This is a genomic window from Methylobacter arcticus (assembly GCF_050917435.1).
Classification (GTDB): domain Bacteria; phylum Pseudomonadota; class Gammaproteobacteria; order Methylococcales; family Methylomonadaceae; genus Methylobacter_A; species Methylobacter_A titanis.
On the sequence record NZ_CP159583.1, the window covers coordinates 1,801,800 to 1,815,992 of the forward strand.

Sequence of the window (14,193 nt, forward strand, 5' to 3'; positions counted from 1 at the left end):
AATGATTAGGATTTCCCTGTTGTTGGCTCTGGCGTCATTACCGGTATTTTTATCGGTAGAACTGTTGTTGTGGTTAGCCGTACCTGGTTTGTCGGGTGTGTTAATTACCTTGGGTTCGGGCATGCTGTTAAGCGCGTTTTCTGCACTTATCATCACCGGCTTATTGGGTGTTTATAAAATAATTGTTCATTCTATGTTAGATTATTTTTCGTATAAACAGCGGGTACAGAGACGGCTATGGTTTGTACATGCTAGGCAGGATCAGATTAATCACCTGTTTTATTTTAAAAAATTGCAAATAAAGCATATCAATGAACTGAACAGAAAACGCCTGTTAACGCTTAATAATCGCAAACATATTCGCTTGCTATCTAAAGCCATCAATCAGGATTTGCTGCCGATTAAAACAAAACTACCGGGAACAATGTATCAGCAACTGCAACAAGACCATGCCCGCTATCGAAAAAAGCAGGATATTGAGGCGTTGTTAATATTGCAGCAAAAAATCTCCTCTCTTGTTTAGCCCATGACTATGTTAAATAAGCTCATTAAGCTGTTGTATTCGGTTAAAGACGAAAATCTAAAATGGCAGCAAGCTAATCAGGGCAATCTGGCAAAACTGAAGCATGCTCGCATCCTAGCCGAGAAAGCCCTCGAAGCTGAGTTAAAAAAGAAAAGCGTACGACTGGAACACGACATCAGTCTACTGAAGACTAGGCACGATGCCGAGTTGTCGATGTTTAAAACCAAGTGCAAGCAGGATGTTAAAGACTATAAACAGTATTTGGCCTCGCTGGATCAACTGAAGTTTTCAATTCAGGCCAGTTATACAGATTTGCCGGAGGTGGTCGCCTTCACCATTCATCATCATGCGAAATATTTGCTGAATAACATGTGGGATGCGGAAGGTGTTGAACAGAAAATGCAGCACGAAATGCAGTTAATCCGGTTTATGACCACCGTACATGAAGATACTCGCTTGTATCTGGAAGGCGCGACTACCGAAAACCTGCCGCAAAGAACGCTAAAGTTGATTCAGAGATAATAAAGCCAGATTATAGGCGGTAGGACACTATTCCAGCTTTCAGCCGGTTAAATTTGCCTGCCCATGTTTGACGCCCTGCATGATCATTTCAACGGACACGGTTCCCACAAACAGTGTGGTAATGCGCCCGGCTATTTCAATATACCTTTCGATAAGGGATGCTCGATGCTGGCGAACAACGTCATGCAACGCCTTGAGGCCGAGCATTAATGCGATGGCTATGATAACTGCTGCAAGTACAGAGCACAGGCTATCAACGGACAAACCTCTTTCCAATGATGACACGGGCACTGATTGTGCCCGGCCCAATCAGTGCTGGCATGGCAATTGCGCCTGCAAGATGCTCCGACTTATCATTTAGCATCTCAATAACCGCTGGACCCTTAAACCGGAAAAAATATTTTTTCCGCGAAAATCACAAAAAACACGAAATTTTCCAAATAGATCCCAGGTTGTAGGTCGTTACTCAAAGAGTGAATGGCTATGCCAACGATATACTGATTTATTTTATTCCTAGAGATGCTACTTTTGGCTTTCGTGTCGTTTGTGGATTGACTGCGGTTTTGTTAAGCCAGTTTAGCCGTCAAGAAATCAATAATATTCGCAAACGGGATTTCCTCGTTTGCTTCAGCCGTTCTGGCCTTGTACTCAACCGTACCGGAATCCAGGCCGCGATCGCCAACCACGATGCAGTGCGGGATGCCGATCAGTTCCATGTCGGAAAACATAAACCCGGCGCGTACTTTCCGGTCATCGAATAACACATCGATTCCGGCAGCCAGTAAATCCTGATATAGCTGTTCCGAGGCTACTCTCAGACGCTCCGATTTATGCATATTCATCGGGCAGAGGGCGACCTGGAAAGGCGCAAGGTTGGCTGACCAGATGATGCCTTTAGCGTCATGATTCTGTTCGATGGCGGCGGCGACAACGCGCGAGATACCGATACCGTAACAGCCCATGGTCATGATCTGATTTTTGCCGCCTTCGTTGATCACGCCGGCTTTCATCGCCTCGCTGTACTTGGTGCCCAGCTGGAAAATATGGCCGACTTCAATGCCGCGAGCCAGCGTGATTTGACCTTTGCCGTCCGGACTGGGGTCGCCTTCAACCACCATGCGCAGGTCGGCAACGTGGTCAGGAACAGGCAAGTCGCGTTCCCAGTTGACGCCTTGATAATGCTTGCCGTCCTGGTTTGCGCCGCAAACGAAATCTGACATTAGGGTCACGCTACGGTCGGCAATGATCTTGATATTTAAGCCTATCGGGCCGATAGAGCCGGGTTTGCAGTTGCAGACGCCGCCCACTTGCTCATCGCTGGCGAATTCAAGCGGCGAGGCGATGCCGTCAATTTTTATCGCTTTAATTTCGTTAAGGTTATGGTCGCCCCTTAACAGCAGCGCAACCAGCGTGTCGTCTTCGCCTTTAACGATCAATGTCTTGAGACATTGCGTGGCAGGAATATTTAAAAAACCGCAGACTTCTTCGATGCTGTGCTGGTTGGGGGTATCGATCAGCGTCAAGGTTTCGGTAGCCGAACCGCGAGTACCGGCAGGCATCACCGCTTCGGCTTTTTCGACATTGGCCGCATAGTCGCTGTCGGTCGAGAACGCAATCGCATCTTCGCCGGAATCGGCCAGCACATGGAATTCATGCGATATAGCGCCGCCGATAGAGCCGGAATCGGCGATGACCGCGCGAAAATTTAATCCCAGATGATTGAAGATATTAGTATAAGCCTGATACATTGCTTCGTAGGTAAGCTGCAACGATTCATGATCCAAATGAAAGGAATAGGCGTCTTTCATGATGAATTCGCGCGAACGCATTACACCGAAACGCGGACGAATTTCATCGCGGAATTTGGATTGAATCTGGTAATAGGTGATCGGCAACTGCTTGTAGCTTTTGATTTCGTTGCGTGCCAGATCGGTAATGATTTCTTCGTGAGTCGGCCCCAGGCAAAAATCGCGGTCATGACGGTCTTTTAACCGTGCCAGCTCCGGGCCGTATTGTTCCCAGCGTCCGGTTTCCTGCCACAGCTCGGCGGGTTGCAGGCCGGGCATTAATACTTCCAGCGCGCCGGTTTTTTCCATTTCTTCGCGGGTGATTTTTTCAACCTTGCGCATAACCCTCAGTCCCAAGGGCAACCAAGTGTAAAGACCGGCGGCCAGTTTGCGGATCAGCCCGGCTCGGATCATCAGTTGATGGCTGGCAATTTCGGCATCGGCCGGGGTTTCTTTAACGGTATTGAGCGGGAATTGAGTAGTACGCATGTTATTTTAAGAGGCTGGACAATAAAAAACCGCTATTTTACAGATTTAATGCCGATTTAGTCATGCTGTTATCATAATCAACATAAATTATGGGGATTGCCGGGCTAATTTGTTTTAGGTCTTTGTGGTAGAGGCGCTTCCGTGGTAACGCGGGTCATTTCTTTAACAGCGCCGCGCTCCTACAAGCAATCACCCTAGATACAGAATGTTCAATTCTCCAGTTAAGCCATGAATCCGAGTAAAATGGAAAGTCATCTTGCAGGGATAGCTTGTCGGATTAATTTTTTGTCATTTACATTAAATTATAATCAATCGACTTGGACCGTTTAGCATGTTGCGTTACCGGTTGTTCGTTGATATATCAAAATAACCAAGGGTTTCCTAATGAATCTTGATATATTTTTATCGCTGTTCAGTCTTATGCTGGTATCACTGGCGGTTTTTTTGCTATCGAAAAAACTCAATTTTCCTTATACGGTATTGCTGGTTATCGCCGGTTCATTACTGGTTCCGCTGTCGCAAATAGAATTTTTTCACTTTATTAGAAGCTTTGAGTTAACGCCGGAACTGTTGTTTTTTGTGTTTTTGCCTATCCTGATTTTCGAATCGGCTTACAACATGAATATTCGCAGCGTCACCGAAAATATTTATTCGATAGGCTTGTTGGCGGTAGCGGGTTTGCTGATTTCGACGCTATTTATCGGTATTGTTGGTCATTACCTGTTCGGACTGGCAGGGTTCGCCGTGCCGATACTGGCTTTATTGCTGTTCGGCGCCATTATTTCGTCAACCGACCCGGTAGCCGTGCTGGCGTTGTTCAAAGAGTACGGTGCGCCACAACGCTTAACACTGATTTTCGAAGGCGAGAGTTTATTTAACGACGCTACCGGTTTCGCGGCATTCCTGGTGGTCTTGGACTTGATGATCCACGGTTTCACCGGCACCGATTCCATTATGTCGGCGTTGGGGTCATTTTTGATCATGTTGGTCGGGGGTTTTCTGTTTGGACTATTCATGGGATTTTTATTTTCCAAGTTAATTGAAGCGGTCAAAGGTTATGAACACCTGGAAATTACCCTGACGTTGTTGGTTGCCCATTTTACCTTTATCTTCAGCGAAGTGATTTCTGAGCATCTGGTGATCGCAGGTCAGCAAATTCGCTTGTCATCCATTATTGCCACCTTGATTGCCTCTATGGTCATTGGTAATTTCGGACGTTACAAAATGTCTCCTCCGGTTGAAGAATATATGGAGAAGTTTTGGAGCTATTTTGCCTTCGTCACTAATTCGCTGGTTTTTATTTTAATGGGATTGTTGTTCGCCGATCTGGCGATTGACATGAATGTAGCCTTGTTACCGATTTTGCTGGCGATTGCGGTGGTAGTGATCGGTCGTGCGGTTTCAATTTATCCGTTGCTGTGGTTGTTGAACAAAACCGGCAAGGAAGAGCCGATACCGCGTAATTGGATGCATTTACTGGCCTGGGGCAGTTTGCGCGGTTCGCTGGCGGTCATCATGGTGCTGTTGATTCCTGACGATTTAACTATTCCCGGCTGGAATTTTACTATCAGTGTTAAGCAGTTTGTTGCTGCGGTTACCATTGGCAGTATCTATTTTACCCTGTTGATTAAAGCGACAACGATTGGCAAAGTCATGCACATGTTAGGGATTGACGCGCTGACGCCTGAAGAAGAGGTTGGTTACCATAAAAGCAAGGCGCAAATATACGATGAATCGATGCTTAAATTAGACGAACTCTTGGAGACTAGGTATTTAAATGAGCAGCAACATCAAACTCTTCAGCAGCGCTACCAGCGGTTGCATGATGATGCCTGTCTACAGTGTAAAGATGCTATCGGCGCTTCCAGCGATCTGATTGAAAATATGTTGCGTATCTATGCGCTAGGTGTTGAAAAAGGTGCGTTGAAAGAGGTTTACCAGCGTGGCGAAATCAACGAAAAAATATACAAGAAAATTCTGAATATGCTCTCTATTCAAACCGATCGGGTAGGGCGAGGTCATAAACAGGTTAAGTCAGTTAACGAACATTTTCCTATCGACACTCTGGAACGATTTGTGTTGCTGGTCAGTCGTCTGGCTTTCTGGCAGGATCATTCTTTTAAAGCGGAAGAGTTGTATCTTTATTATCGTACCTTGAACCAGATTATCGGCAAGGCTATCGAGGCATTAGATGCAATCGCTAACTCCAGTCTAAATGACGTTTTCGACGATCGTATTGCCTGGGTAAAGTTACAGGCGCTTTATAGCGAATTGCAGGTGAATACGCGGAAAAAAATGGAGAGCCTGATAAAAAACAATACCGAATTGTTGAATCAGCTAAACCAAAAGGCTGCTGAAAAATCGTTGAATACAGTGCAACTAGAAACCTTGGTTAAATTACACAAAAACGAAATAATTACCAGCAAGCTTTTCATTATGTTGAATCATGAGCATACGGAACAAAAAAATGCTGATTAAGGATTTGTTGTTACGCATAAGTGTGATCCAAGAAAAGCACGAAAAAATGGATGGGATGTTTGATCTTTCCCCGATTTTCATTGGTCACCTCGGGGTTAGAGATTACTCTCTTAGTCGTGTGTCCGTAAAATCGGGGAAAGATCAATAAGGACATGCTTTTAGGTGAATATCGCTATATTTGATTGCATTTCGCTGGGCAATAAAAAACCCGCTAAGCCTTACGACTTGCGGGTTTTTGTAGTTCTTTGCACGGCTCTGAACCAATGTTTGGTACGAGGGCCGGTCTCTAATTGTGTTGCAATGTATTGATAATTAAATATAAATAAAAATCATGTTTTAAAGTTACTGTAAAAGTTACTGCTTCTTTTCTTTGTTGCTCTGCTTTTACTAAAAAGAACAGAACATCATTACATCTAATTTTGTTTGTTTGTTTGAGAATAAAATAACCGCAACACTTGCCTAATTTTTAGGCATAAAAAACCGCCAATATTTAGTTGATTTAAAATAGATGCAATACCTTGCCGATCAAATTAATAATTCACAAAAGACAACATGAAAATTGTTACATGGAACTGTAATGGCGCGTTAAGAAAAAAGCTCCATGAAATTGATTGTCTTGATGCGGACGTAGTCATAGTCCAAGAATGTGAAAATCCAGCGGAATCGACAGAAGCAGCCTATCTTGCATGGGCCGGTGATTATTTATGGATTGGTACTTCAAAAAGCAAAGGGATTGGTATATTTCCAAAAAAAGGAAATAGAGTTAAAGAGTTAGATTGGAATGGCGAGTTTGCTCTTTCTGAGCTAAAAAGCAAAAGTAACTCACTTCGCTGGACTACAAAAGATTTAAAGCTTTTTCTTCCCTTTGTTTTAAATGATGCTGTAACAATTCTAAGCTGCTGGACTAAGGGCAGCGAGGCTGAAGTCTTTGGCTACATGGGCCAGTTTTGGAAATATCTCCAGATTCACCGCAATGAACTTAAAAATGAAAACACGCTAATACTCGGCGATTTTAATAGTAACAAAATCTGGGATAAAGCGGATAGATGCTGGAGTCACTCGGATGTCATAGCCGAACTGAATGAAATCGGATTAGAAAGCCTATATCACCACCAGCACAAAGAAGCGCAAGGAGAAGAAACCACACCAACTTTTTTTCTTCATCGAAACACGAACAAGTCCTATCATATTGATTACGTTTTTGCTTCCAGTGATTTACTCAGAATGAGCAGATTGGAAGTTGGCGCTTCTGATAAATGGTTACATATCAGCGACCACATGCCATTATCTGTTGAAATCAGTAGCTAGCTATAAAATATTTGATCTGACAGTTTCAAAACATTCGTTTGGATTTAGCCGGGTATTGGGTTTCAGTTCGGCCATGTGCGGACATTTGATTTACATTTTATGGTGCAGTTGATCAAATTAGTGTGAAATTATTAGGCGCAAAGTAGTCATAAGATGCTATTAGGAAATAAATTTGTATGTTATCTCGTTTAGAAACAGCTAAGTTCGTAATTAATCCTAAAAATCCACGTTCGCTATTCAAGTACAGAAAATTTGACCAGAACGCACTCCAGAACCTCATTAATGATAAAGTTTGGCTGGCAGCCCCAGGGAGCTTTAACGATCCATTTGACTGCCAGATTAACATCGATAGAAAACATAGTGACGAGGAAATACAGGCATATTTAAACTTCAACTCTGAAAGTCAAGGTGATACTAAGCGGTACACGTTAGAGGAAATCCCGAAAGAGCGTGAGTTCTATGAATCTGAACTTAACAGACTTGATAACGGCGTACGAAATGCGGGGATTTTTAGCTTGTCTACTACACCTTTTGAACCACTTATGTGGGCACATTATGCTGATGAACATCGTGGATTCTGTATCGAGTATGAACGAAGTCAAGACAATGATCTTAACGCAGATAACTGTTTTAAGGTCGAATACGGCAAACCAATATTTCCTATCTTGCGCGGACTTGATTACTTTAAAGCGCCTGATGATGAGGTCATGAAGATCCTCACTTACAAGGCCAAAAGTTGGCGTTACGAGAATGAGTGGCGCTTTGTTCAAATGTGGAAAACCCCACCGGAATTGAAGGAGAGAAGCTATCGACTAAAGGCGCATATCTTATCCATATCTTTTGGCGTTCGGATGCAACGACGCGAAGCCCTGACGATAATCAAGATTTTCCGTAACGACACAAGAATTAAGTTCTATCGAATGTCAATAATCCCAGAACAGTTTGCTTTGAAGGCAATCCTATACAGATTTTCAGCGGAAGAATTTGATCTCTAAGCGTGGTATAGAAACGAAACAGTAAACCGTGCTGCTCATAAACGCGCTATTAATTCTGTTTTGGAATAAATATCTGGTATCGGGCGAACTTGGTCTTTCGCGAATGCCGCAGTTCAGCCAATTTCTGCCAGTCACGACTAACCGCTTTATGGAGAAATGTTGATTGAATTTGACCATAAAAAGCATCATGCGAAGTCTTTATAGATAGACAATATGAAAATTACCATCTATGGTACAAAAAGACAGCAATACTTACCCCTGCCCTCCCGTTTGTTGCGAATCGCTCTTAATTGAGCAAAAAACAGAAGCAAAAGAATCAACAACCATAAATAAAATCTATCAAAAATGGCATCTCAAAAAGAAAAAGAAAAACATATAAAGTCAAAACTTAATGATTTTGACGGTTGGTTTAATGAAATTAATACTATAAGAGATGATCGAGGAGCTGCAATATTAGCCGCAGCATATCTGGATGCATATCTCGAAGAAATCTTAATCGCATTCATAATCGATGACGAAAAATGCAAGGAAAAACTATTTGGTTCAGCAGGAGTAATGTCCACATTTGAAACGCGAGCACATATTGCTTATGGCCTTGGCCTTATCAGTAATAATGAAAAAGAAGATTGCGTAATAATTGCAAAAATAAGAAACAAATTCGCGCACCAACTACATAACAGATCATTTAAAGATGATGATATAAAAAGTGTATGTAATAATCTTCGAACATTAAAACGTAGCAATTCTAAAGGCAAAGAAGAAAAATTGGCGATAGGTGAGCGCGAAAAGTTCATGTTTAGCATAAGCATTATGGCTTTAGAAATTAGAGAAAGAATAAAAAACATTGAACATCGAAATAAACAACCTGAAAAAAATCGCGATCTCTAACAAAATAAGACCTCGCATAATGCGGCCTATGCAAAAAAGCTGTGTTAGTTTCGGCCTTTGAAAGTCAGGTTTTTTCAACCTGTTTGGAGGGTGTAAAAAAATCCGTGTAAACTGCTTCTAATTAAAATTAGGCATCCTGTCTGTTAATTAGCAGATATAATCCGCCGCCATCATTAAGCCGTTTATCCTTAACATCGGGCTTTTCGTTTTTTATTGTGTTGTCTGACAGTAATTTTTCAGCCATTGCAGTAACTCCGGTGCAGTAATTTTGCAGTAACTTTTTTTACTGCTTTAAAACTACTGTAAATGTTACTGCATAAACTGTTGAGTGTTACTGCATTTCATTGCATTTCGTTGGGCAATAAAAAACCCGCGAAGCCTTACGACTTGCGGGTTTTTATAGTTCTTTGCACGGCTCTGAACCAATGTTTGGTACCGAGGGCCGGAATCGAACCGGCACTGAGTCACCCCAACCGGATTTTGAATCCGGCGCGTCTACCAGTTCCGCCACCCCGGCAAAGAACGTGTATTATAGGTAACGTTTATCGAAAAAGCTATTTTTTTTTAAAGGTGTATTTGAAAGCCTAACCTGATACTATCGCCCGCTATGAAAAAAAGTGATTTTAACTACCTGTTACCCGAAACGCTAATTGCGCAAAAACCCTTGGCAGAACGCGACGCAAGTCGTCTGTTATGTATGGATCGCCATACCGGACAGATAACCGACCGGCAGTTTACCGATTTTATTGATTTGATCGATCAGCGCGATTTGCTTGTTTTTAATGATACCAAAGTGATTCCGGCCAGGTTGTTTGGCAAGAAACCAAGCGGCGGTAAAGTCGAGATTCTTATCGAGCGCATTCTGGATGACCATCGCGCTATCGCTCATGTCAGATCAAGCAAATCGGCAAAAGCCGGTACGCTGATAGAATTAGACAAAGGTTATTGCTGCGAAGTGTTGGGCAGGGCGGACGACCTGTTTCAGCTGGAATTTAAAGGCGATACCCGTTTGCTCAGTATATTGGAGCAAATCGGCCATATTCCGTTGCCGCCTTATATTACCCGTGAAGATGATCAATCCGATCTGACCCGCTATCAAACCGTTTTTGCCCGAGAGGCGGGAGCCGTTGCCGCGCCCACCGCAGGTCTGCATTTTGATCAAGTCCTAATGGACAAGCTTAAAACCAAAGGTGTACAAAGGGCTTTTGTTACCTTGCATGTCGGCAGCGGCACCTTCCAGCCGGTCAGGGTGGAGGATTTATCCGAGCATTTAATGCACAAGGAATATTTTGCCGTGTTGCCGGAAACGGTAGCCGCTGTTCAGCAAGCCAGAGCAAGGGGAGGCCGTGTTATCGCGGTCGGCACGACGGCGGTCAGGGCGCTGGAATCGGCGTCCCAAAGCGGCCAATTGGAAACCGGTTTTGGCGATACCGATTTGTTTGTCACCCCCGGTTATCAATTCAAATCGGTTGATGCGATGCTGACCAACTTCCATCTGCCCGAGTCCACCTTGCTAATGCTGGTTTCAGCATTTGCCGGTTACGCGCCTATTATGAACGCCTACAGCCATGCTATCGATGAATCTTACCGATTTTTCAGTTATGGCGATGCGATGTTTTTGGGGTAATGATGTTATAGGGAGTATGCGCTGGTTCCCAATCTTCAGCTTGGGAACCTAGAAGGCGGAGCTTTGGGTTCGCGAGACAGGAAGCAGGAGCTTCCAATACTGAATTACCAAGCGGGAGCTTGGGAACTAGCGAAGAGGACTAAGCATTAATAACGATCGAAAAAAAACCAGGCCTGATCGAATAAACTACAAAACAAGCTTACTGGCAGGCTGTTTTGCTGTGCATACGAGGCTTTTTCGGTCATTGACCTTAGATAAAGCGGGCGTGGTGTTGTCAGGAAAAAAATCCCCCGCCACCAAAATTGCATTTTTAACGGCAGGCCTGGATTTTGTTGTTGAGTGCGGTTATTTCTGGGATGCTTTGGTCATACACACTGAAGACGGCCAAGTTATTCGTTTTGGCGGTATTGCCAAAGATCAGTCGCAAAAAATCAAAAGTGAGCTGGATTCGCAAGCTCAAAGCTATATCAAACGTTATTACCAGACCCTTGTGCCTGATTTAAAACAGGCTTATTTGCAAGCCGCGTTTTTATTTAATGGTCAGCGCTATATTCGCTATCCCATTGCCCGGCAATGGCTAAAAACCCATGAGCATTTACGTGACGGCGTTTGTCGTCAGGATTTATTACGCTATTTAAACGATGAAGCGACGCTGTGGGCCGAATTCATTCGTCCATTTTTGGATAATGCTCATCACATTGGCATCATCAATGAGGCCTATATCCAAACGCAACTCTCCCGTTATCAAGGCTATTTTGATCAAGTAGAGAGCAATCCGTTAACGGATAAGCAACGTAAAGCTTGCGTGATTGATGAGCAGAATAATTTGGTTCTTGCCGGTGCAGGTACCGGCAAGACCAGCACCATGATCGGCAGGGCAGGGTATCTATTGAAATCGGGTTTGGCAACAACCGATAAAATTCTGATGCTGGCTTATGCCAATAAGGCGGCCAAAGAAATGGAACAGAGGATTCAGCAAAAATTAGCCATCAACACGCTGACCGTCAAGACTTTTCATGCTCTGGGCAAACAGATTATTACCAAAGTGGAAGGCGCGGTTCCTGCCATTAATAAGATGGCCGAAGATGGCGCGCTGAGAGCTAAATTTGTCGATGACCAAATCAAGCAATTTTTACTCGATGATCGTTATAAATCGCGACTGGTCACTTACTTTATCCGATTTACCTATCCCTATAAAAGCAAGTTCGCTTTCAAAACACTCGGCGCTTACAACCAATACATCCTAGAAAATGAGCTGCGCACTTTGCAGGGCGAATTAGTCAAGAGTTACGAAGAATGCGAAATTGCCAATTATTTATACCGGCAAGGTGTTGCTTACCGGTATGAGGCCAATTATGAGGTGAACACCGCAGGTCCCGATTATAAAGCCTATCAACCCGATTTTTATTTGCCGGAATACGCTATCTATATTGAACATTTCGCTGTGAATGAGCGCAATGAAACGCCGCCGTTCATGGATAGGGCAAGCTATCTCGAAGGCATGGCATGGAAACGTGCATTGCATGGCACGCATCAAACCCGGCTGATTGAAACCTATAGCTATCAGAAACATCAGGGTGTTTTGACTCAGGTTTTAAGAGCTCGGTTGCTGGAAGCCGGTGTTAATTTTAGACCTTTGGCGGATGATGTCTTGTTAACTCAACTGCACCAGTTGGGTGAAATATCGAAGTTCAGCGAATTAATCGCTAATGTATTGGTGCTATTTAAAGCCGCCTATCTTTCGATACCCAGCTTGGGTCATCTGGCGCAGCGACATGAGGATAAGGAACGCATGCTGGCTGCGGCTAAGCTGTTCGAGCCGGTTTATGAGGCGTATCAACAACAGTTACGCATGACCGAGACCATCGATTTTGACGACATGATCAGTACCGCCATTGCTTATGTGGAATCCGGGCAATATCAATCGGCATACCGGTATATTCTGGTCGATGAATTTCAGGATATTTCAGCAAGCCGGGCCAGACTGGTTAAGGCTTTATTGGCACAGAATTCTGACAATAGCCTGTTTTGTGTCGGTGATGATTGGCAGTCCATTTATCGCTTTGCCGGCAGCGATGTTTCGATCACCAAGGATTTTGAACAACACTTCGGTTTTACCGCGACCAATGTGCTGGACAAGACTTTCCGCTTCAATAACAAAATCGGCGAGCTTGCAGCGAGATTCGTTAACCAAAATCCGGCGCAGCTTGAAAAAACCATCCACAGTGCTCGGATGGTTAATAAATCAGCGGTTTCTCTGATTAAAACCGCTAGTGAAGCGACCGGAATCAATGCAGCATTGACGGCTATTTATCAAAAACAAGCGGGTAGTAGTGCCAGTGTGCTTATACTGGCGAGATTCAGTTTTAAAAAGCCCGATCTTTCCGATTTGAAACAACAATTTCCGTCGTTAAACATCGAGTTTATGACGGTACATGCGGCTAAAGGCAAGGAAGCGGATTATGTGATTATAGTGGGACTGGAACACGGCAAACACGGGTTCCCGTCGGAAAAATCCACGCATCCTTTGCTGGACATGCTGTTACCCAAAGCAGAAGACTTTAAACATGCAGAAGAACGCCGGTTGTTTTATGTAGCGCTGACGCGAGCGAGACATCATGTTTATTTGCTTGCCGATGGTAATAAAGCGTCCGGTTTTATTCGTGAATTAGTCGATAACAACTACGACATCCTGACCGATGAATTTACCGGCAAGGGATTTCAAAAACAGTTAGCCGACACGCCGTGTAAGTGTTGCAAAACCGGTTATCTGGTCGAGAGAAAAGGCCCGCACGGTGTTTTTTTCGGCTGTAATCAATATCCGCTGTGCAATTATACTCAGAAGACACCGTCTACAGTGCGGCGATAAATGAGAAACCATGGCGATTTCAGGCTGTGCAAGCATCACATCTTGTGATTTTGTAGAGTGACCTGAAAGCGGCAAAAATATGCAGAGAAACTGCGTTAGCAGATAGGGGGGGGTAATAGCTCGGCAATTGCTCCCTGCATTGCTCTACCTCCTCCATCCATGGAGTCGTACCTCCTGCATAACCCACAAGGATGTGGGGAAAGCTTCCGCTCCTGCTCACGCCCCTTACCTACATCCGTGTAGGCAATGCAGATTTTGCATGGAGCAAAAATCTGTCCATGCGAGTCGTAAAGCGCCTATTGTTGGTATCGCGTATTGCGCTGAATGAGAGTCTCGCCATGCGACACAATACGCTACGCTCATTTTACGGATTGTGCCTTCCGCGGTTCCCTCTTCTTTTCAGCGATGCGATGTTTTGGGCTTGGTCGAGCAGATTTAGTTGCAGCAAAGAGAGATTATTCTACGTCAATCTGTTTGCCATCTTCGATCATCCGGTTTCCTCGTTCAACCTTGGCTTTGCCTTGCTCAACCATTATTGAGCCTTGTTCCCATTCTGCATTGCCTTCTTTAATCATTTCTTTTCCACGATCAACCATTTGGCCTCCTAGTGTTGGGGTGCTTGAGCATCCTACGAGTAACGTAATAATTGTTGATATCAGTATAAGGTTAAGTTTTTTCATGGCTCTTCTGTTTGTTTATTTCGGTTA

The 14,193-nt window shown here is 43.9% G+C and carries 11 protein-coding genes and 1 tRNA gene; 8 read left to right on the top strand and 4 right to left on the bottom strand.

Annotated elements, in window-relative coordinates; all coding sequences use genetic code 11:
• Position 1: 1 nt before the first annotated feature.
• Positions 2–523: a hypothetical protein gene (locus tag ABXJ76_RS08620; RefSeq protein ID WP_432746066.1), complete on the top strand. Its 522-nt coding sequence runs from the start codon at positions 2–4 to the stop codon at positions 521–523.
• Between the two features lie 3 nt (positions 524–526).
• Entirely contained in the window at positions 527–1,045 is a 519-nt protein-coding gene (locus ABXJ76_RS08625; RefSeq protein ID WP_432746068.1) for a hypothetical protein, read from the top strand.
• Positions 1,046–1,084: 39 nt separating this feature from the next.
• Here ABXJ76_RS08625 and ABXJ76_RS08630 read toward each other — a convergent pair whose 3' ends face one another.
• Positions 1,085–1,336 (bottom strand): hypothetical protein, encoded by a 252-nt coding sequence (locus tag ABXJ76_RS08630; protein ID WP_432746070.1) that lies wholly within the window; start codon positions 1,334–1,336, stop codon positions 1,085–1,087.
• A gap of 275 nt (positions 1,337–1,611) precedes the next feature.
• Positions 1,612–3,321, bottom strand: coding sequence for a proline--tRNA ligase (locus ABXJ76_RS08635; protein ID WP_432746072.1), 1,710 nt, complete (start codon positions 3,319–3,321; stop codon positions 1,612–1,614).
• Between the two features lie 384 nt (positions 3,322–3,705).
• On the opposite strand from ABXJ76_RS08635, the gene ABXJ76_RS08640 reads away from it, so the two are divergent.
• From ABXJ76_RS08640 to ABXJ76_RS08655, 4 genes are all read left to right on the top strand, one after another.
• Positions 3,706–5,799, top strand: coding sequence for a cation:proton antiporter (locus ABXJ76_RS08640; protein WP_432746074.1), 2,094 nt, complete (start codon positions 3,706–3,708; stop codon positions 5,797–5,799).
• Positions 5,800–6,351: 552 nt separating this feature from the next.
• Positions 6,352–7,107 carry an endonuclease/exonuclease/phosphatase family protein gene (locus ABXJ76_RS08645; protein WP_432746076.1) on the top strand — a complete coding sequence of 252 codons (756 nt, stop codon included), beginning with the start codon at positions 6,352–6,354 and terminating at the stop codon, positions 7,105–7,107.
• Positions 7,108–7,283: 176 nt separating this feature from the next.
• On the top strand, positions 7,284–8,102 hold the full coding sequence (locus tag ABXJ76_RS08650; protein WP_432746078.1) for a DUF2971 domain-containing protein: 819 nt from the start codon (positions 7,284–7,286) through the stop codon (positions 8,100–8,102).
• Positions 8,103–8,447: 345 nt separating this feature from the next.
• Positions 8,448–8,990, top strand: coding sequence for an MltR family transcriptional regulator (locus tag ABXJ76_RS08655; RefSeq protein WP_432746080.1), 543 nt, complete (start codon positions 8,448–8,450; stop codon positions 8,988–8,990).
• A gap of 430 nt (positions 8,991–9,420) precedes the next feature.
• On the opposite strand, the gene ABXJ76_RS08660 is transcribed toward ABXJ76_RS08655, so the two are convergent.
• Positions 9,421–9,507, bottom strand: a tRNA-Leu gene (locus tag ABXJ76_RS08660).
• 90 nt (positions 9,508–9,597) lie between these two features.
• Here ABXJ76_RS08660 and queA point away from each other — a divergent pair.
• Positions 9,598–10,617, top strand: a complete 1,020-nt coding sequence (gene queA, locus ABXJ76_RS08665; RefSeq protein WP_432746082.1) for a tRNA preQ1(34) S-adenosylmethionine ribosyltransferase-isomerase QueA — start codon at positions 9,598–9,600, stop codon at positions 10,615–10,617.
• Positions 10,618–10,861: 244 nt separating this feature from the next.
• Entirely contained in the window at positions 10,862–13,486 is a 2,625-nt protein-coding gene (locus tag ABXJ76_RS08670) for a UvrD-helicase domain-containing protein (protein WP_432746083.1), read from the top strand.
• Positions 13,487–13,941: 455 nt separating this feature from the next.
• On the opposite strand, the gene ABXJ76_RS08675 is transcribed toward ABXJ76_RS08670, so the two are convergent.
• Positions 13,942–14,082, bottom strand: a complete 141-nt coding sequence (locus ABXJ76_RS08675) for a hypothetical protein (protein ID WP_432746085.1) — start codon at positions 14,080–14,082, stop codon at positions 13,942–13,944.
• Between the last annotated feature and the right edge of the window lie 111 nt (positions 14,083–14,193).